The sequence below is a fragment of the Pseudomonas sp. Tof1 genome, from assembly GCF_055390395.1.
Genome location: NZ_AP024344.1, coordinates 1,288,174 through 1,307,906, shown reverse-complemented (window position 1 = coordinate 1,307,906; position 19,733 = coordinate 1,288,174). Strand labels below are relative to the sequence as shown.

Annotated in this window: 12 protein-coding genes and 5 pseudogenes; 3 read left to right on the top strand and 14 right to left on the bottom strand. The window is 64.8% G+C overall.

The window, feature by feature from the left end:
- Positions 1-14: 14 nt before the first annotated feature.
- Positions 15-2,645: a phosphoenolpyruvate carboxylase gene (gene ppc, locus ACZ5KU_RS05920; protein ID WP_054061851.1), complete on the bottom strand. Its 2,631-nt coding sequence runs from the start codon at positions 2,643-2,645 to the stop codon at positions 15-17.
- A 238-nt stretch (positions 2,646-2,883) separates the two neighbouring features.
- On the opposite strand from ppc, the gene ACZ5KU_RS05915 reads away from it, so the two are divergent.
- The 3 genes from ACZ5KU_RS05915 (at position 2,884) to lptF (ending at position 4,778) form a co-directional block, all read left to right on the top strand.
- The gene (locus tag ACZ5KU_RS05915) at positions 2,884-3,228 is read left to right on the top strand and encodes a hypothetical protein (protein ID WP_054058701.1); all 345 of its coding nucleotides are present in this window, start codon (positions 2,884-2,886) and stop codon (positions 3,226-3,228) included.
- Between the two features lie 299 nt (positions 3,229-3,527).
- On the top strand, positions 3,528-3,938 hold the full coding sequence (locus tag ACZ5KU_RS05910) for a DUF4398 domain-containing protein (protein WP_192842721.1): 411 nt from the start codon (positions 3,528-3,530) through the stop codon (positions 3,936-3,938).
- 48 nt (positions 3,939-3,986) lie between these two features.
- Positions 3,987-4,778: a lipotoxin F family OmpA-related lipoprotein LptF gene (gene lptF, locus ACZ5KU_RS05905; RefSeq protein WP_054058700.1), complete on the top strand. Its 792-nt coding sequence runs from the start codon at positions 3,987-3,989 to the stop codon at positions 4,776-4,778.
- A gap of 73 nt (positions 4,779-4,851) precedes the next feature.
- Here lptF and ACZ5KU_RS05900 read toward each other — a convergent pair whose 3' ends face one another.
- From ACZ5KU_RS05900 to ACZ5KU_RS05840, 13 genes and pseudogenes are all read right to left on the bottom strand, one after another.
- On the bottom strand, positions 4,852-5,178 hold the full coding sequence (locus tag ACZ5KU_RS05900; protein WP_416771983.1) for a hypothetical protein: 327 nt from the start codon (positions 5,176-5,178) through the stop codon (positions 4,852-4,854).
- Positions 5,175-6,085, bottom strand: a pseudogene (locus ACZ5KU_RS05895) (alpha/beta hydrolase). Before ACZ5KU_RS05895 ends, ACZ5KU_RS05900 begins: the two are co-directional and overlap by 4 nt.
- Positions 6,086-6,239: 154 nt before the next feature.
- A pseudogene (locus ACZ5KU_RS05890) lies at positions 6,240-7,516 on the bottom strand (flavohemoglobin expression-modulating QEGLA motif protein).
- A gap of 46 nt (positions 7,517-7,562) precedes the next feature.
- Entirely contained in the window at positions 7,563-8,279 is a 717-nt protein-coding gene (locus ACZ5KU_RS05885) for a TetR/AcrR family transcriptional regulator (protein ID WP_192842720.1), read from the bottom strand.
- A gap of 93 nt (positions 8,280-8,372) precedes the next feature.
- Positions 8,373-9,875: a lysine--tRNA ligase gene (lysS, locus tag ACZ5KU_RS05880; protein ID WP_054058695.1), complete on the bottom strand. Its 1,503-nt coding sequence runs from the start codon at positions 9,873-9,875 to the stop codon at positions 8,373-8,375.
- 82 nt (positions 9,876-9,957) lie between these two features.
- A protein-coding gene (prfB, locus tag ACZ5KU_RS05875; protein ID WP_152972956.1) for a peptide chain release factor 2 occupies positions 9,958-11,053 on the bottom strand; the annotation gives its coding sequence in 2 pieces (ribosomal slippage) (positions 9,958-10,980 and positions 10,982-11,053; 1,095 coding nt in all).
- 124 nt (positions 11,054-11,177) lie between these two features.
- Complete coding sequence (locus tag ACZ5KU_RS05870; RefSeq protein ID WP_054058694.1) at positions 11,178-12,188, bottom strand: response regulator; 1,011 nt, start codon at positions 12,186-12,188, stop codon at positions 11,178-11,180.
- 55 nt (positions 12,189-12,243) lie between these two features.
- Entirely contained in the window at positions 12,244-13,254 is a 1,011-nt protein-coding gene (gene cheB, locus ACZ5KU_RS05865) for a chemotaxis response regulator protein-glutamate methylesterase (protein ID WP_054058693.1), read from the bottom strand.
- Positions 13,251-15,553 (bottom strand): annotated as a pseudogene (locus tag ACZ5KU_RS05860) (response regulator). The gene cheB and the pseudogene ACZ5KU_RS05860 overlap by 4 nt, the downstream one beginning before the upstream one ends.
- Positions 15,550-16,232: pseudogene (locus tag ACZ5KU_RS05855) on the bottom strand (chemotaxis protein CheW). The pseudogenes ACZ5KU_RS05860 and ACZ5KU_RS05855 overlap by 4 nt, the downstream one beginning before the upstream one ends.
- A pseudogene (locus ACZ5KU_RS05850) lies at positions 16,229-17,517 on the bottom strand (CheR family methyltransferase). Before ACZ5KU_RS05850 ends, ACZ5KU_RS05855 begins: the two co-directional pseudogenes overlap by 4 nt.
- A complete protein-coding gene (locus ACZ5KU_RS05845) occupies positions 17,517-18,032 on the bottom strand; it encodes a chemotaxis protein CheW (RefSeq protein WP_464736914.1) in 516 nt (171 codons plus the stop codon). Before ACZ5KU_RS05845 ends, ACZ5KU_RS05850 begins: the two are co-directional and overlap by 1 nt.
- Positions 18,032-19,654, bottom strand: coding sequence for a methyl-accepting chemotaxis protein (locus tag ACZ5KU_RS05840; protein ID WP_054061088.1), 1,623 nt, complete (start codon positions 19,652-19,654; stop codon positions 18,032-18,034). Before ACZ5KU_RS05840 ends, ACZ5KU_RS05845 begins: the two co-directional genes overlap by 1 nt.
- Positions 19,655-19,733: the final 79 nt, after the last annotated feature.

The following is a 19,733-nucleotide window of genomic DNA, read 5'->3' as shown; positions in this document are numbered from 1 at the left end:
GGCCTCGGCGCCCCTCAACCGGTATTGCGCAGGCCGGCGGCGATACCCGCCACGGACACCAGCAAAGCCTGTTCCAGAGGGCTGTCCTGGGCACTTTCCTGGCGCCGCGTGCGGGCCAGCAACTCGGCCTGCAACAGATGCAGCGGGTCCAGGTAGGTGTTACGCAGGCGAATGAACTCCAGGGTCTCGGGGCTGTGGGCCAGCAGTTGCGACTGGCCGGTCAGACCCAGTACCACCGCGCATGCCTGCGACAATAGGTCGCGTAAGTGCGCACCCAACGGCAACAGTTCCGCTTCCACCAGACGCTCGTCATAGGAGCGGGCGATATCGCTGTCGGCCTTGGCCAGCACCATCTCCAGCATGTCGATACGGGTGCGGAAGAATGGCCATTGCTCACGCATCTGTTCCAGCAGCTTGCCTTGCCCACGCTCCAGCGCATGGCGCAGGGCCGTCTCCCAACCGAGCCAGGCCGGCAGCATCAGCCGGGTCTGGGTCCAGCCGAAAATCCAGGGAATCGCCCGCAGGCTTTCTATACCGCCGGCCCGGCGCTTGGCCGGACGGCTGCCCAATGGCAGGCGCCCGAGCTCCTGTTCCGGAGTCGACTGGCGGAAGTACTCGACGAACTGCGGGTTGTCGCGGACTTCGGCCCGATAGGCCCGCACCCCATCTGCGGCCAGTTCGTCCATCAGCTTGCGCCAGGCCGGTTGTGGCGGTGGCGGCGGCAGCAAGGTGGCCTCGAGCACGGCGGCCAGGTACAGGTTGAGGTTCTGTTCGGCAATGTCCGGCAGGCCGAACTTGAAGCGGATCATCTCGCCCTGTTCGGTGGTGCGGAAACGCCCCGCCACCGAACCCGGCGGCTGCGACAGGATCGCCGCATGGGCCGGGCCGCCACCACGGCCGACGGTGCCGCCACGGCCATGAAACAGCAGCAGTTCGACCTGCTGTTCCCGGCAGATGTCCACCAGCCGCTCCTGGGCGCGATACTGGGCCCAGGCCGCCGCCGTGGTGCCGGCATCCTTGGCCGAGTCGGAATAGCCGATCATGACTTCCTGCGGCCCCTGCAGGCGTGCACGGTAGCCGGGCAGCAGCAACAGGCGCTCCATCACCGGCCCGGCGTTGTCCAGGTCGGCCAGGGTCTCGAACAGCGGCACCACGCGCATCGGCCGCAACACCCCGCACTCCTTGAGCAACAGTTGCACCAGGAGCACGTCGGAAGCCGCACCGGCCATGGAAATCACATAGGAACCGAGGGAGGCCGCCGGTGCCGCGGCGATTTCCCGGCAGGTTGCCAGCACCTCGGCGGTGTCCGCCGAGGGCTTGAAGTACGCGGGCAGCAACGGCCGGCGGTTGCCCTGCTCGCGGATCAGGAAGGTCAGCCGGGCATCCTCATCCCAGTCCTCGTAGCGCCCCAGGCCCAGGTAGTCGGTGATCTCGCTCATCGCCGCGGCATGCCGCGACGAATCCTGGCGCACGTCCAGACGCACCAGGAACAGCCCGAAGGTCACCGCACGGCGCAGGCAGTCGAGCAGCGGCCCGTCGGCGATCACCCCCATGCCACATTCGTGCAGGGACCGATAGCACAGTTGCAACGGTTCCAGCAGCTCGTGGTTGTCGCGCAGCACCTGGTCCGGGGCCGGCTGGGTGGACTCCAGCGAATCATGGGCCCACTGCCGGGTCGCGCGCAGCCGCTCGCGCAACTGCTTGAGCACCGCCCGATAGGGCTCCGCGCTGTTGCCGGCCCTGGCCCGCAAGGCTTCGCTGGCATGCTGCATCGACAGCTCGGCAGCCAGGTGATCGACATCCCGCAGGTACAGGTCGGCCGCCATCCAACGCGCCAGCAGCAGGACTTCGCGGGTCACCCTGGCCGTGACGTTGGGGTTGCCGTCGCGGTCGCCACCCATCCAGGAAGCGAAGCGGATCGGCGCCGCCTCCAGCGGCAGGTGCAGGCCCGTCGCGGCATGCAGGGCCTCATCGGCCTTGCGCAGATAATTCGGAATGGCCTGCCAGAGCGAATGCTCGATCACCGCAAAGCCCCACTTGGCCTCGTCCACCGGGGTCGGCCGGGTGCGGCGGATCTCTTCGGTGTGCCAGGCCTCGGCGATCAGTCGCTGCAACCGCTGGCGGATCTGCTCGCGCTCGGCACCGGTGAGATCACGGTGATCCTGCAGCGCCAACTGCGCGGCAATCGCATCGTACTTCTGGATCAGCGTGCGCCGCGTCACTTCGGTCGGGTGCGCAGTCAGCACCAGTTCGATGTCCAGACGCGCCAGTTGCCGCGCGAGGGCCTCGGGGCCATGGCCCTCGGCCTGCAGGCGGGCCAGCAGTTCCGGCAGCGCCCGCGCCTCGAACGGCGCCGGCTGGGATTCGTCGCGGCGGTGAATCAGCTGGTACTGCTCGGCGATGTTCGCCAGGTTGAGAAACTGGTTGAAGGCCCGGGCGACCGGCAGCAACTCGTCGTCCCCGAGATCATCGAGGCTGGCACTCAGTTCGGTACTGGCCGCATCGCTGCGATCGGCCTTGGCGCTCTTGCGGATACGCTCGATCTTGTCGAGGAATTCCTCGCCATGCTGGTCGCGGATGGTATTGCCCAACAGCTCACCCAGCAGGTGAACGTCTTCACGCAAACGCACATCGATATCTGACATCGGCAGGCTCTCCGGCGGACTTTGGGACGCTTCCCTGGGCCCAAGAGTGCACCACTGCGACAAGTGCTTACAAGCCGGCGGGTCGATCGCCGTTGGCTGAAAATTCCCCGTCGAACCTCACCGCCAGAAGCTAGTCTGATGATTGGGCAGCCCCTCGGGGCTGATGGCCGGCCCGGCGTCGCTACCGGCCCGGTCACTCATCAATCCCCGTCATCGGCGGGTATGAATTGAGGTCACCATGAAAATCCGTGAGCTAGCCCAGCACTGGGAAGAGAATGCCAAGGGTCGCCTGACCGATACCGGTTACGCCGTTCATCTGGACGTTGAAGCGGCCGCCCGCCTCGCCGCGATCACCGAAATGTACCCCAAGCGCAGCCCGGAGGAGCTGCTCGGCGAACTCATCGGCGCCGCCCTGGAGGAACTCGAGGCGAGTTTCCCCTATGTTCAGGGCCCGCATGTGGTCGCCACCGACGAGGAAGGTGACCCCCTGTACGAAGATGTCGGGGCCACCCCGCGCTTCCTGACCCTGTCCCGTCGACATCTGCACAACCTGTCTTCCGGGACCGACGAGTCCAAGCACTGAAGAACCCCCGCCACTTTCCCGCAAGCCCCGGTATTCCTGGCTCCCGACCGAGCCGGAATACCGCTGCGCCGCGCAAAAGTTCAGATTTTCTGCATTGACCGATCAGTCAGTATTTTTTTCGGGCGATTGGCCATCTCCGCTGAACTATTCAAAAAAGCCTCAGGTCACAGCCAGTAGCCATCACTGGCACAGCTGCTGCGAAAAATACCCGGCCGACACGGCGGGGTCTGCGCTGAAGGCCCTCGGGCCCGTGATGGGGATTGATGTTTTTCAGGAGCTATCCAATGGAGTTGAAGACCATGAAAACCAGCACAGTCACATCCTCGTTCAACCACCTGCGCGGGCTGAAACTGGCCGCTCTGGCACTGGGTACCAGCTTCATCCTGGCCGGCTGTGCCGGGAACCCGCCGAGCGAGCAATATGCGGTGACCCAGTCCGCCGTCAACAGCGCCGTCAGCGCCGGCGGTACCGAATACGCCGCAGTGGAAATGAAATCGGCCCAGGACAAGCTCAAGCAGGCCGAACTGGCCATGCATGACAAGAAATACGACGACGCCCGCCGCCTGGCCGAGCAGGCCGAATGGGATGCCCGCGTCGCCGAACGCAAGGCCCAGGCCGCCAAGGCCGAACTGGCCGTGAAGGATGCCCAGAAAGGTGTTCAGGAACTGCGCCAGGAAAGCCAGCGCCCCGTGGTGCAGCCGGCGCAATGAGCGCTCACGCAGCCTGAAGTTTCAACGGACAGATAAAGGACGAACATTATGCGCAATCAACTGATGATCCCCGCCCTGCTGGCTCTGAGCGTCGGCCTCGCAGCCTGCTCCACACCGCCCAACCCCAACCTGGAACAGGCGCGCACCAACTTCTCCGGCCTGCAGGCCGACCCGCAGGCGAGCAAGGTGGCGGCCCTGGAAACCAAGGACGCCAGCGACTACCTGGACAAGGCGGACAAGGCCTACCAGAACCGCGAGGATGAAAAGGTCGTCGACCAGTTGGCCTACCTGACCAACCAGCGTGTCGAAGTCGCCAAGCAGACCATCGCTCTGCGCACTGCCGAGGCCAACCTGAAGAACGCCGCCGCGCAACGGGCCCAGGCCCGCCTGGACGCCCGCGATGCGCAGATCCGCCAGTTGCAGGAAAGCCTCAACGCCAAGCAGACCGATCGCGGCACCCTGGTGACCTTCGGTGACGTGCTGTTCGCCACCAACAAGGCCGAGCTCAAGCCCAATGGCCTGGCCAACATCAGCAAGCTGGCGCAGTTCCTCCAGCAGAACCCGGACCGCAAGGTGATCGTCGAGGGCTACACCGACAGCACCGGTACCGCGGCCTACAACCAGAGCCTGTCCGAGCGCCGCGCGACTTCGGTCCAGGTGGCCCTGATCAAGCTGGGCGTGGACCCGAGCCGCATCGTCACCCAGGGTTATGGCAAGGAGTACCCGGTCGCGGATAACGGCAGCGTCTCCGGCCGGGCGATGAACCGTCGCGTGGAAGTGACCATTTCCAACGACAACCAGCCAGTGGCACCACGCTCCTCGGTCAGCAGCAACTACTGATCATTCGAAGCGCCAATGAAAAGCCCCGCCTGATCGGATCAGGCGGGGCTTTTTCATGCGGCCAGCCAGCCGCTCACTGCTCCAGCTTGGGCGTCTCCTGGCCCATGCAGCGCACGGCCTGCTTCCTGTCGTTGACCAGCACGCCGGTCAGGCCTTTCTGTTCGGTGTCGAACAGCACCAGCACGCCATCGATGCACTGCGCGACCTGGTTGGCCGGCGTCAGCGAAACCTTGTAGTCCTCGCCCGCAATGGTCTTGAGCATGGTGAACTGGTTGAGTTCCAACGCATCCTCCGGCTTGGCGAAATGCAGGTAGCCGTAGTACCACAGGCAACCCACGGTGCCGATGATGCTGCAGATACCGGTGATGATCAGGGGAATGGCGTTGCGTTCTTCGGTCATTGCGGACTCTCTGGTTCGACTTTCGAATTCGGGGCAGCGGGATAATTGGGGATCTCGCCCAGCCGGCGCAAGCCGTTGAAATGCTGGGGATCCTCCAGGTAGCGCAGCATCACCTGGCGCCAGGTGGGGTCGGCGAAGGTCTGCACGTGTCCGCCGCGGGTCAGTTGTAGCACCCTTGGCGGGGGCGCGGCCTGATACAGGACAATGCCGTTGTTCAGGGGTACCAGCGGGTCGTCGATACTCTGGAAGATCAACTTGGGTACCCCCTTGAGTGCCGGCATGGCATGAATCGCGCTGTCGCCATCCGGCACCAGCCACGACAGCGGTATCTGGAACGGCCAGGTCAGCCAGGACCCGCCGAGGGCGAATCGGCCCACCTCGCGATAGCTGGCCGGCACGCCATCGAGCACCAGCGCCTTGATGCGTGACTGATAGCCGGGGTGTTCGCCCAGGTAATGCACCGCCATCGCGCCCCCAGGCTCTGGCCCAGGACTACCAGGGACTTGTCCCGGACTTCGGGGGCCTGCTCCAGCCAGTGGAACGCGGCCTCGATATCCTGGTAGACCGCCGGCAGGCTCGGTTCGCCCGCGGACAGGCCATAACCACGGTAGTCGACCAGCAGCACCTGGTAACCCTGCTCCGGCAACCACCCACTGCCGCCCAGGTGCATGGACAGGTTGCCACCGTTGCCGTGCAGGTGCAGCACCGTGCCCTTGACCGGCACCCCAGCCTTGGCGGGCAGCCACCAGGCCCGCAGGCGGGTGCCATCGGCGGCGGTGAGGGTGACGTCGCGGTAGGCGAGATGCGCCTGGTCCGGGGTGAACGGCAAGCCGGGCTCGGGGTAGAACAGCAGCGAGCTGCAGCCATTGAGGGCCAGGAGCAGGCAGAGGATGCCGAGGAGTCTCATCCGGTTGAAACCTCGCAAGAGTCAGTGGCAACGACACCGTCCCCTGCAGGAGCCGGGCTTGCCCGCGAAGAGGCACGACCTGAAGCAATGCGTCAACTTGAAGGGTGCCTTCGCGGGCAAGCCCGCTCCTACAGGGGCGAGGTCAGATTCTGGATCAGAGGATATTGGAATAATCCGCCTCGATCCGATCCAGGCTCAGGTGATTGAGGAAGTTGCTGAAGCACATCCAGGCCGACAGCGCGTTCATGTCGCGGAACTGCTCCGGCAGGTATTTGGGTGGCGTCACCAGCCCCTCGTCCACCAATTGGCGCAGGGTACGCATGTCCTCCAGCGTGGTCTTGCCGCAGAACAGCAACGGTACCTGTTCGAGCTTGCCCTTGCGCACGGCCAACTGGATGTAGTTGTAGACCATGATGAAGCCCTTGAGGTACGACAGGTCCTTGGTGAACGGCAACCCCGTCGGCACCGAACCGCGGAATATCCGGCTGGCATTGCCGTAGCTCTCCGCCATTTCGAAGCCCTGCTCGCGGAAGAACTCGAACACCTGGAGGAAGTCCGCGCCCTGCTCGACCATGTCGATGGCCCGGGTTCGGTTGGTCAGCTTGCGCAGGCGACTCGGATAGGAAGCGAAGGTGATGATTTCCATCAGGATCGCCAGGCCTTCCTGGGTCACCGTCGACGAGGGCGGGCCCTTGGACAGGAAGGTGCAGATCGGCTGGTTCAGGCCGTTGAGCGTGGTGCCGACATGCACCAGACCTTCATGCACCTCCAGCGCCCGCACATCCCGCGTATTGAACAGCGCATCGGTGCGGATCTTGATGTAGTCGGCACCCGCCGCCGCATCGGCGACGATCCCATCGGACTCGAACACCCGGATGGTCTCCTCGGCCTCGCCGAACACCTTGTTCAGCCGCCGTTGCAGCATGTCGACGGCGTCCTTGGCGGTCAGGGTCTTGGGCTCGTCCTTGAGGTCGCCGCGGCCGTCGATGTTGTTCAGGTAGTCCGACAGCATCAGCCCGAGGTCGGCCAGGGTCGGGTCGCCGGCATGGAACGCATCGGAAGCGGCGCCGTACAGTTCCTGGGAGATCAGCCCGAAATCCGGGGTGCCGCGGGCCTCGAGCATCCGCACGACCATGCGGTACTCCCGGCACATGCGCCGCATGATCTGCCCGACGGGGCTGAACTGGCCGAGCTGGCGGGTGATGTCGCGCTCGATGTTCTGCAACTCCAGCTTGACCGCCCCGGAGTCGAACGACAGGGCCGCGCGGCATAGTAGTCACGGTCCACCGCCGGCATTTCCTTGCCCTTGGCCTTGAGAAAGCCCTTGCGGATGTTCTCGTCCCACTTCACCGCATCGAGCACGCGAATCGGTGTCTGCGCCAGCACAATGCGGTCGGACAGGCTGCGTATCGTCTGCTGGTATTCGTCCAAGGAAAACTCCTGATCGTCGCTGCGGTGTCTGGCCGTGCCCTCTAGCTTAGACGGAGGCCAGCACCAGATGCATGTAACGGGTGAGAATGCCGAGCCGGTCCTGCTCGGTCTCGGGCTCCGCATCGTCGAGAAGGCCCTGATATTCCATCCGTCCGATAATCGCCGTCAACACTTTGGCATCCTGCTCCGGTTGCCTTGACCCCAGTACCTGGAAGAACTGGCAGGAGCCACGCAGCAGGATCTGCTGGTGCGAGCGCACCAGCATCGCCAGGCGCGGGTTGAGCAGCGCCTCCTGGCGAAACGCCTGCTCGGCCATCAGGTATTCGCGCCGGTTGTGCAACTGGCGCTGGACGTAATCGGCGGTCAACCGGGCGATTTCATCGGCCAGTTGCGCCCGCGAGGCCGGGCTGCCATCGCCGTAGGCGACCATTTCGCGCAGCAGCCCCTCGTTGTTCTCCCACAGTTTGGCCATGTAGGCCGCACTGCGTTCGACGTACTGGGCAAAGGTATCGGTCAGCAGGTCGTCGATATCCTTGAAGTAGTAGGTGGTGGCCGACAACGGCACGCCCGCCTCGGCGGCCACTGCGCGATGACGCACGCCACGTACGCCGTCACGCACGACGATACGCATGGCCGCGTTGAGAATGTCCTGTCGCCGTTGCTCGCTGCCCTGTCGGCTGGCCTTGCGTCCCTGGTACTGAACGCTTTCAGCCAACGCGCTGGCCACACCAGCAGCCCCTTCTTGAGCCATTGCACGGTCCACTACAGGTATTCCTCTCTTGTAATAATCTGAAACTTCAGTACCAACACGCAATAAAAAAGCCGCCTTGCGAGGGCGGCTTTTTCAACGACGGTCTTATGCTTGCGGCCGCATGTGCGGGAACAGGATGACGTCGCGGATCGACGGTGCGTTGGTCAGCAGCATCACCAGACGGTCGATACCGATACCCTCACCGGCGGTCGGCGGCATGCCGTACTCCAGGGCGCGAACGAAGTCGGCGTCGTAGTGCATGGCTTCGTCGTCACCGGCATCCTTCTCCGCCACCTGGGCCTTGAAGCGCTCGGCCTGGTCCTCGGCGTCGTTGAGCTCCGAGTAGGCGTTGGCGATTTCACGGCCGCCGATGAACAGCTCGAAGCGGTCGGTGACGTTCGGGTTCTTGTCGTTGCGACGCGCCAGCGGCGAGACTTCGAACGGGTACTCGGTGATGAAGTGCGGCTGCTCCAGCTTGTGCTCGACCAGCTCTTCGAAAATCATCACCTGCAGTTTGCCCAGGCCTTCGTGGCCGAGCACCTTGGCGCCGGCCTTCTTCGCGATTTCGCGAGCCTTGTCGACATCCAGCAGGTCGGCTTCGGTCAGATCCGGGTTGTACTTGAGGATCGAGTCGAATACCGACATGCGGGCGAACGGTTCACCGAAGTGGAACACCTTGTCGCCGTAAGGCACGTCGGTGCTGCCCAGAACGGCCTGGGCCAGTTCACGGAACAGTTCTTCGGTCAGGTCCATGTTGTCTTCGTAGTCGGCGTAGGCCTGGTAGAACTCGAGCATGGTGAACTCGGGGTTGTGCCGGGTCGAAACGCCTTCGTTACGGAAGTTGCGGTTGATCTCGAACACCCGCTCGAAGCCACCGACCACCAGACGCTTGAGGTACAGCTCCGGCGCGATACGCAGGTACATGCCCATGTCCAGCGCGTTGTGGTGGGTTTCGAACGGCTTGGCCGCGGCACCGCCGGGAATGGTCTGCAGCATCGGCGTTTCCACTTCCATGAAGTCGCGCTTCATCATGAAGCTGCGGATGTGGGCGATGACTTGCGAGCGCACGCGGAAGGTCTGCCGGGTGTCCTCGTTGACGATCAGGTCGACGTAGCGCTGACGGTAGCGCTGTTCGGTGTCGGTCAGGCCGTGGTGCTTGTCCGGCAGCGGACGCAGCGACTTGGTCAGCAGGCGCACGTCGGTCATTTCGACGTACAGGTCGCCCTTGCCGGAACGGGCCAGGGTACCCTCGGCGCTGATGATGTCACCCAGGTCCCAGGTCTTCACGGCCGCCAGGGTCTCTTCCGGGAGGGTCTTGCGGTTGACGTAGACCTGGATGCGCCCGGACATGTCCTGGATCACCATGAACGAGCCACGGTTGAGCATGATGCGACCGGCAACCTTGACCGGGATCGCCGCCTCTGCCAGCTCTTCCTTGGTCTTGTCGGCGTACTGTTTCTGCAGGTCTTCACAGTAGGCGTCACGGCGGAAGTCGTTGGGGAAGGCATTGCCCTTGCTGCGCTCGGCGGCAAGCTTTTCCTTGCGCAGGGCGATCAGGGCGTTTTCTTCCTGTTGCAGGGCTTGCGTGTCGAGTTGTTGGTCGCTCATGTCTTTAAATTTTCCATCACAGGTTCGTTGCCCCCGGCCTGCGGCCGGGGATCGCCAGCAAGCCGGCTACCACAGTAGTGTCCTACAGCCCTTGCTTGAGGCTGGCCACCAGGTATTCATCGATGTCGCCGTCCAGCACCTTGTCGCAGTCGCTGCGTTCGATGTTGGTGCGCAGGTCCTTGATCCGCGAGGCATCGAGCACATAGGAGCGGATCTGGTGCCCCCAGCCGATGTCCGACTTGGAGTCTTCCAGGGCCTGGGAAGCGGCGTTGCGCTTCTGCATTTCCTGCTCGTACAGGCGCGCCCGCAACATCTTCATCGCGGTGTCCTTGTTCGCGTGCTGGGAACGCTCGTTCTGGCAGCTGACCACGGTGTTGGTCGGCACGTGGGTGATACGGACCGCCGAGTCGGTGGTGTTGACGTGCTGACCACCGGCACCGGAGGAACGATAGGTGTCGATCCGCAGGTCCGCCGGGTTGATGTCGATTTCGATGTTGTCATCGATTTCCGGCGAGACGAACACCGCGCTGAACGAGGTGTGGCGACGGTTGCCGGAGTCGAACGGGCTCTTGCGCACCAGGCGGTGCACGCCGATTTCGGTGCGCAGCCAGCCAAAGGCGTACTCGCCCTTGATATGCACGGTCGCGCCCTTGATCCCGGCGACTTCGCCGGCGGACAGTTCCATGATGGTGGCGTCGAAACCGCGCTTGTCGGCCCAGCGCAGGTACATGCGCAGCAGGATGTTGGCCCAGTCCTGGGCTTCGGTGCCGCCGGAACCGGCCTGGATGTCCAGGTAGGCGTGGTTCTGGTCCATTTCGCCGCTGAACATCCGGCGGAATTCCAGCTTCTCGAGGATTTCGCGCAGGCGCTCGACCTCGGCGGCGACATCGTCGACAGCGCCCTGGTCTTCTTCGGCTGCGGCCATTTCCAGCAGGTCGCTGGCATCGCTCAGGCCGCTGGACATTTCATCCAGGGTCTCGACGATCTGGGCCAGGGTGGCACGCTCGCGGCCCAGGTTCTGGGCGTATTCGGGGTTGCTCCAGACACTCGGGTCTTCGAGCTCGCGGTTGACTTCGATCAGGCGCTCATGCTTTTGATCGTAGTCAAAGATACCCCCGAATAGTTTCGGAGCGCTCGGACAGGTCCTTGATACTGTTAAGGATCGGGTTGATTTCCATGGCGGGCAGCACTCGTCGGTGAACTTTTGAAAGCCGGCGAGTATAACGCAATTGTAACCATCCCGGCAGCCCGCTTGGCGGGGGCAGCGGCCGTCAGCGTGGCAATTTTCCGGCCGCCTCCCTGTCACGGCTGGCCGATGCCCACCTGGTTACGCCCACTGTGCTTGGCCAGGTAGAGCCCCTTGTCGGCCGTCAGGATCAGTTCCCGGCAGTTGCCGCCCTGCTGCGGGACCAGGGTCGCCAGGCCGATGCTGATGGTCAGCACCGAGCCCTCGCTGGGCGTGTTGTGGGCAATTTTCAGCGCCGCCACGTTCTGGCGCAGCTTCTCCGCCACCAGTCGCGCGCCCCCTTGGGAGGTGTTGGGCAGCACCAGGGAGAATTCCTCGCCCCCATAGCGGGCCGGCAGGTCCGAAGGGCGGCTGCTGGCTTCGCGAATGGCTCCGGCGACCCGGCGCAGCGCCTCGTCGCCCTCCAGGTGGCCAAAGCTGTCGTTATAGGCCTTGAAGTAGTCGACGTCGATCATCAGCAGCGACAGTTGCGTCTGCTCGCGCTGGGCCCGGCGCCACTCCAGCTCCAGATACTCGTCGAAATGCCGGCGGTTGGACAGCCCGGTCAGGCCGTCCGAGTTCATCAGCCGCTGCAGCACCAGGTTGGTGTCGAGCAACTGCTGCTGGCTCAGGCGCAAGGCGCGATAGGCGGCGTCACGCTGCAGCAGCATCATGTAGGAGCGCGAGTGGTAGCGGATCCGCGCCACCAGCTCGATGGTATCCGGCAGCTTGACCAGATAATCGTTGGCCCCGGCGGAAAACGCCGCGCTCTTGATCAGCGGGTCCTCCTTGGTCGACAGCACGATGATCGGAATGTCCTTGGTGGCCGGGTGATTGCGGTACTCGCGCACCAGGCTCAGGCCGTCGAGTCCCGGCATCACCAGATCCTGCAGGATCACCGTGGGCTTGATCCGGATCGCATGGGCGATGGCCTGGTGGGGATCGGCACAGAAGTGAAAATCGATGTTCGCCTCTGTGGCCAGCCCCCGACGCACCGCCTCGCCGATCATGGCCTGGTCGTCGACCAGCAGCACCATCGCGGCGTTTTCATCGGTGGGTTTGAATTCCTCCAGCTCTAAATCATTCATGCGCGTTCACCTGATTTACTGCATGCAAGCCATGAGTGCTGATTGCCTGTAGGGCTCATGTTGGAAATATCTCCAGCAAACGTGGCGCGATCCTGTTCAGCGAGCGAATTTCCACCGCGGCGTCGATAGCGGCTGCCGCCTTGGGCATGCCGTACACCGCGCTGCTTTCCTGATCCTGGGCGATCGTCAGGTAGCCTCGCTCACGCATCAACTTCAAGCCCTGGGCACCATCGCGGCCCATGCCGGTGAGCAGCACGCCCACCGCGTCACCCTTCCAGTAATTGGCAACGCTTTCAAAGAACACATCGATGGACGGGCGATAAATCTCGTTTACCGGTTCGGCGGTATAGGCCAGCGTACCGTTCTGCAACAAGCGGATATGATGGTTGGTGCCGGCCAGCAGCACCGTACCGTTCTGCGGCGGCTCGCCATCGCGAGCCAGCCTGACCGGCAACCCGCAGGCACTGCCCAGCCATTCGGCCATGCCGGCGGCGAATACCTGGTCGACATGCTGTACCAGCACGATCGCCGCGGGGAAATCGCTCGGCAGGCCCTTGAGCAGGTTTTCCAGGGCAGCCGGGCCGCCAGCCGAGGAGCCGATGGCCACCAGTTTCTGCCGGTCCCCACCATTCTCACCGGGAGTCGGGACGCTGCGCACCCGACTGCCGCGCTGGCCGATCAGCCAACTGATATTGAGGATCTTGCGCAGCAGCGGCGCCGCGGCGTCCCGCGGGTTGGCGCCGCCAATGGCCGGCGTATCGACCACATCGAGCGCCCCATGGCCCATGGCTTCGAACACCCGGTGCACATTCTGCTGGCGGTCGACGGTGACGATGACGATCGCGCAGGGCGACTCGGCCATGATCCGGCGCGTGGCCTCCACGCCATCCATCACCGGCATGATCAGGTCCATCAGGATCAGGTCAGGAGTGTCCTCGGCGCACAGCCTCACCGCATCGGCGCCGTTGTTCGCCACCCAGATCACCTGGTGTGCCGGCTCGAACGCCAGGGCACGGCGCAAGGCCTCGACGGCCATGGGCATGTCATTGACGATCGCGATCCTCATCCCTGGGCGCCTCCTATCAGTTCCACCACCGCATCGAGCAAGGCGTCGTCATGGAAACTGGCCTTGGCCAGATAATAGTCGGCTCCGGCGTCCAGTCCACGTCGACGGTCCTCTTCGCGGTCCTTGTAGGACACCACCATCACCGGCAACGACTGCAGGCGGCTGTCGCGACGCAACAGCGTGACCAGTTCGATGCCGTCCATGCGCGGCATGTCGATGTCGGTGATCAGCAGGTCGAAATCCTCCGCGCGCAGGACGTTCCAGCCGTCCATGCCATCCACCGCCACCGCCACCTCGTAACCGCGGTTGATCAGCAGCTTGCGTTGCAGTTCGCGCACGGTCAAGGAATCGTCGACCACCAGGATGCGCTTGCGCGCCACTTCGCTGGACTGGCGATTGCGCCGGTCGATACGTTCCAGCCGACCGGTGTTGAGCAGCTTGTCCACCGAACGCAGCATGTCCTCGACATCGACGATCAGCGCCACCGAGCCATCATCGAGCAAGCCCCGGCGGAAATGTCCTGGACCTTGCCCAGGCGTGGATCGAGCGGCAGCACCACCAGGGTGCGCTCGCCGATGAAACGTTCGACCGCCAGCCCGTAGACCGTATCACGCTCGCGGATCACCACGACCTTGAGGGTATCGCCGACATGCTCGCTGGCCGGCCGCTGCAGCAACTGACTGGCCGCAACCAGGCCGGCATGGCGGCCTTCGTGCCAGAAATGCTGGCGCCCCTCCAGTTGCACGATCTCTTCGGTCGGCAGGTCGAGCATCCGCTCGATATGCGCCAGCGGGAAGGCATAGGCCTCACCGCCCACCTCGACCACCAGGCTGCGCACCACCGACAGGGTCAGTGGCACTTCCAGATGGAAGCGGCTGCCCTGCCCGGTCGCCTGCTCCAGCACCACCGCACCGTGCAGTTGCCGAACCATGTGCTGCACGGCGTCCAGCCCGACACCACGCCCGGAGACCTCGGTGACCTTGTCGCGCAGGCTGAAGCCGGGCAGGAACAGGAAGGTCAGCAACTCCTCCTCGCTGAGCTGCGCGGCGGTTTCGGCAGGCGACAACTTGCGCTCGACGATACTGCGGCGCAGCCGTTCGAGGTCGACGCCACCGCCGTCGTCCTGCAGTTGCAGCACCAGCAGGCCGGCCTGGTGCGAGGCACGCAGGCGAATCAGGCCCTCGGCGGGCTTGCCGGCCAGCACACGCTGCTCCGGGCTCTCGATACCGTGGTCGACGGCATTGCGCAGCAGGTGGGTCAGCGGTGCCTCGAGTTTTTCCAGGACATCGCGATCGACCTGGGTCTTCTCCCCTTCGATCTCCAGTCGCACCTGCTTGCCCAGGCTGCGGCCGAGATCGCGGACCATCCGCGCCTGCCCGCCCAGGACATCGGCAAAGGGCCGCATGCGGCAGGCCAGGGCCGTGTCATAGAGCACCTGGGCCCGCTGGCCGGCCTGCCAGCCGAATTCGTCGAGTTCGGCAATCTGGGTGATCAGCATCTGCTGCGCCTCGGCCAACTGGCGCCGGGCGTCCGCCAGCGCTTGCTCGGCCTCCAGGCCCAGGCCGACGCCCTTCAACTGATCGCCGAGACTGTCCAGCGCCCGCTGGCTGTTGCCCTGCATGCGCCGCAGGCGCTGCAGGCTGGCCAGGTAGGGCTTGAGCCGCTGGGTTTCGACCAGGGATTTGCTCGACAGGTCGAGCAGGCTGTTCAGCCGCTCGGCCGTGACCCGCAACACCCGCTCGCCACCCTCGGTGACGGCGCGCCTGTTCGGCTGCGCGACGGGTTCCGCCTCGACCGGGGCGGGAGCAGGCAACGGCTCGGGCTCGGCAACCACCACCGGCTCGGCGACCGCCGGCGCTGTAGGCACTGTCGGCGCCACGGCAGGCGCGACCCGGGCGCCCGGGGCCGAGGGATCGAGCAGCGTCTTCATCAGCAGCAGGTAGGCCTCGACGTCGACCGGCCCGACGTTGGCGCTGCCCGGCGTGGCGATACGCATGAGCATGTCGGTGCCCTGCAGCAAGGCATCGATGTGTTCGGGCAGCAGATACAGCCGCCCCTCCTGGGCGCTGACCAGGCAGTCCTCCATCACATGGGCCACGCTCACTCCGGCATCGACGCCGACAATCCGCGCCGCGCCCTTGAGAGAGTGGGCGGCACGCATGCAGGCTTCGAGCTGATCGGCCTGGGTCGGGTTGCGCTCCAGCGCCAGCAGGCCGGCGCTGAGCACCTGGGTCTGGGCCTCGGCCTCCAGGCTGAACAGCTCGAGCAACGACGAGTCGCGCATTTGATCTGGGGTCATGTCAGGCTCCGGGCCACGGCCGACAGCAATTGCTCTTCATCCAGCCAGCGCAGACTGCGGCCCCTGAACGGCAATACGCCCCGGGTATATTTGGAGCTGGCCTGGGGCCGGCAGCGCAGGCGCCATCGAGCAGGCGCTGGTCGATGGCGTGGATCCCGTCCACTTCATCCACCGGTACCACCACCGGGCCGCCCTGGGCGGCAATGATCAGCATGCGCGGCATGACCCGGCCAGCCGGTGCGGCCGTGACCGTCGCGTCCAGCCCCAGCAGTTCCACCAACGACAGGCAGGCCACCAGCGCCCCCCGCACATTGGCGACGCCCAGCAGCGCCCGCGAGCGCTGGTGCGGCAGCGAATGAATCGAACACAACGGCGCGATCTCCACCAGGCAGCGGGTGGCCAGGCCCAGCCACTCCTCGCCGAGACGGAACATCAGCAGGGAGCGGGTGGCAACCGCCTCGCCCTCCTGCACCGCAACCTGCTCGCGGCTTTCCTGCCTCAGGGCATAGCGGTCCAGCAGACGGGTGGCGGCGGCGGAATACACCGCGCAGTTGCGACAATGGATATGGTCCGCCAACAGCGGGCAGGACTTGTCGCCGTGAATACCGATACGGTTCCAGCAATCGTCGATGGCCTCGGCGTCTTCATGGGTAAGGTTCAAGGCTGTCAAACCGCTCATCGTTTACGCTCACTGTCAGCGGCCCGCCCGCTGCGGGCGGCGCGGTCCTGCAATCGTCGGGCTCCGGCCGCGTCGCCCTGGGCGGCCAGCAGCGCGGCCAATTGCGCCAGGGTCTCAGGGTGTTGCGGGTCGAGGTACAGCGCCTTGCGGTAGAAGCCCTGGGCCTGTTGCGCATTACCCGCCACCTCGCTCAGCAAGCCCTGCCAGTAGAACACCTGGGGCACCGGCTCGTGTTGCCGCAGAAAACTGTCGCAGGCCTGGCGGGCCTCGTCGCTGCGCCCCTCGTTGGCCAGCTCGGCAATCCGCGCCAGCAGGCTCGCGGCGTCGCCCGCCAGCGCAGGCGGCCTCGCGGGGGGGCCGGCGGCGGTACGCCAGCCAGCGCCGGACGCGGGGGCAGCCGCGGGGGCACAACGTTTTTGGGTGGGGTACGGACGGGCAGCGGTGGCGGCATGACCGGTGCCACAAAAGCCAACACCGGTTCCGCTTCGGTCGGCAAATGGCGACGAAACGCGAACGACTGCGGTACGCCGATGGAGCGCATGCCCAGCCGCCCCAGCAGGTTGCCCTCGGCCGGGCCGATGAACAGCACGCCGTCGACATGGGTCAGGCGCTTGAGAATCTCGAAGACCTGCTGCTGGGTCGGCAGGTCGAAATAGATCAGCAGGTTGCGGCAGAACACGAAGTCATAGACCTCGCCGGCCAGCAGCCCGGGTTCCAGCAGGTTGCCCGCGCGCAGCCGGACCTGCTCGCGAACCCGCTCACTGACCTGGTAGCCCTCCTCGAGCGCGGTGAAATGCCGCTCGCGAAAGCCGATGTCCTCGCCGCGAAACGAGTTCCTGCCATAAATGGCGCGCCTGGCGCGCTCGATCGACGCCGGGCTGACGTCGATCCCGTCGACCTTGAACTGGTGGGGTGCCAGCCCGGCATCGAGCAGTGCCATGGCGATCGAATAGGGCTCCTCGCCGGTGGAACACGGCAGGCTGAGGATCTTCAGCGCGCGCATGCCACGCAGTTGCTCCTGGCGCTCGGTGGCCAGGCGGGCCAGCGTCGCGAAGGATTCGGGATAGCGGAAAAACCAGGTTTCCGGGACGATCACCGCCTCGATCAGCGCCTGCTGTTCGTCGGCGCAGCCTTGCAGCCGGGCCCAGTACTGCTCGGGCGTGTCCATCTGCAACTGGGTGCAGCGCTGGCGTACGGCACGCTGAATGATCAGCGGTCCGACCGAAGCAACGTCCAGGCCGATCCGCTCCTTGAGAAAATCGAAGAATCGCTGGTCGGTGCTCATCACAGGCCCTCGGCGGATTCGGGAAACAGCAGGGCATGCACCTCTGGCCTGAGCAGTTCGTTGACGCGGATACGTTGCACCAGCCCCTGCCCGTCCTCCCGTACCGGTCCCAGGTAAGGCGCCTGGCGGTTGTCCAGGCCGTAGGGCTGGAAGTCGTTCGGGTTGCAACGCAGGGTATCGGTGGCCTGTTCGAGAATCAGCCCGAGCAGAGCACTGGCGGCATCCGGCTCAGGCCGGTAATGCACCAGCACCAGGCGCGTGCTGGTGCGGGCCACGGCGGGCTGGCCGAAGGTCATGGCACTGACGTCGATCACCGGCACCATCGAGCCACGATGGGCGAACACGCCCGCGACCCAGTCCGGCGCATGGGCGATGGCCTTGAGCTGCAGGCGCGGCAGCACCTCTGCGATCTCCACGGCTTGCAGGGCATAACGCTCGCTGCCGATGCGAAAGACCAGGAACAGGCGGTCCCGGGACTGCGCGCTGGCGACGCGCTTGGCCAGCAGTTCGCTCATCAGACTTTGAAACGCGAGACGCCGCTGCGCAGGCCGACCGCGACCTGGCTCAGCTCGTCGATGGCAAAACTGGCCTGGCGCAGGGACTCGACGGTCTGGCTGCTGGCATCACCCAACTGCACCAGCGCGAGGTTGATCTGCTCGGCGCCGGTGGCCTGCGCCTGCATGCCCTCGTTGACCATCAGCACCCGCGGCGCCAGGGCCTGTACCTGGTGAATGATCTGCGAAAGCTGCTCGCCGACCTGCTGCACTTCGAACATGCCGCGGCGCACCTCCTCGGAGAACTTGTCCATGCCCATGACCCCGGCGGACACCGCCGACTGGATCTCGCGCACCATCTGTTCGATGTCGTAGGTGGCCACGGCGGTCTGGTCGGCCAGGCGACGCACCTCGGTGGCGACCACGGCGAAACCGCGGCCGTACTCCCCGGCCTTCTCCGCCTCGATGGCGGCGTTGAGCGAGAGCAGGTTGGTCTGGTCGGCGACCTTGACGATGGTCACCACCACCTGGTTGATGTTGCCGGCCTTTTCGTTGAGGATCGCCAGCTTGGAGTTCACCAGCTCGGCGGCCCCCATCACCGAATGCATGGTGTCCTCCATCCGGGCCAGGCCCTGCTGGCCGGAACCGGCGAGCACCGAGGCCTGGTCGGCGGCGGACGACACTTCGGTCATGGTGCGTACCAGATCACGGGAGGTCGCCGCGATTTCCCGCGAGGTCGCACCGATTTCAGTGGTGGTGGCGGCCGTCTCGGTGGCGGTGGCCTGCTGCTGCTTGGAAGTGGCGGCAATCTCGGTGACCGAAGTGGTCACCTGCACCGCCGAGCGCTGTGCCTGGGACACCAGGGCCGTCAGCTCGGTCATCATGTCGTTGAAACCGGTCTCCACCGAGCCGAACTCGTCCTTGCGCTCCAGGTTCAGGCGCTTGCTCATGTCGCCGGTACGCATGATCTCGAGAATTTCGACGATACGCTGCATCGGCGAGGTGATCGCGCGCATCAGCAACCAGCCGCACAGGCCTGCGGCGAACACCGCGAGCAACAGGGAAATGACCATGCTGATCTTCGCGGACGACACCGAGGAACTGATGGCATCGGTGGCCCGGTCGGCAACGTCCTTGTTCTGCACGATGATGTCGTTGAGTTCCTTGCGCCCGTTCATCCAGGCCGGGGTCAGTTGCAGCTTGAACTGACGGATCGCCTCATCGTTCTGCTTGCGCTGGTAGAGGTCGAGCACATTGGCCAGGGCCTTGGTGTAGTTCTCGTGCTCGCGCTTGAAGAGTTCGAAACGCGCCCGGTCGTCGCCGTCGAAGATGGTCCTCTGGTAATTCTCCATCTGTTCGAGCAGGCGACTGGTAAAGGCCTTGTACTGCTCCTGGTCGGCGGCGCTGATCACCCCGTCGCCGTTGAAACCGAGCAATTGCTGGGTGAGCACGTAGCTCTCGACCCAGGAGCTGCGAATCATGGTGCTGTAGTAGACGCCGGGGATGGCATCGCTGCGCACACTCTCCTCACTGGACTCGATCGACAGCAACCGGGAATAAGCGGCAACGACCATCAACAACATGATCGCGATGATGACGGCAAAACTCGCGAGTATTCGTTGGCGCAGAGTCCAGTTCTTCACAATCAGTCCTCGGAAAGCATTCAAATGGAGGGCAGTATAGCCGAGCGTGTGCCATCATTTATGCACAAGCTATAACTGG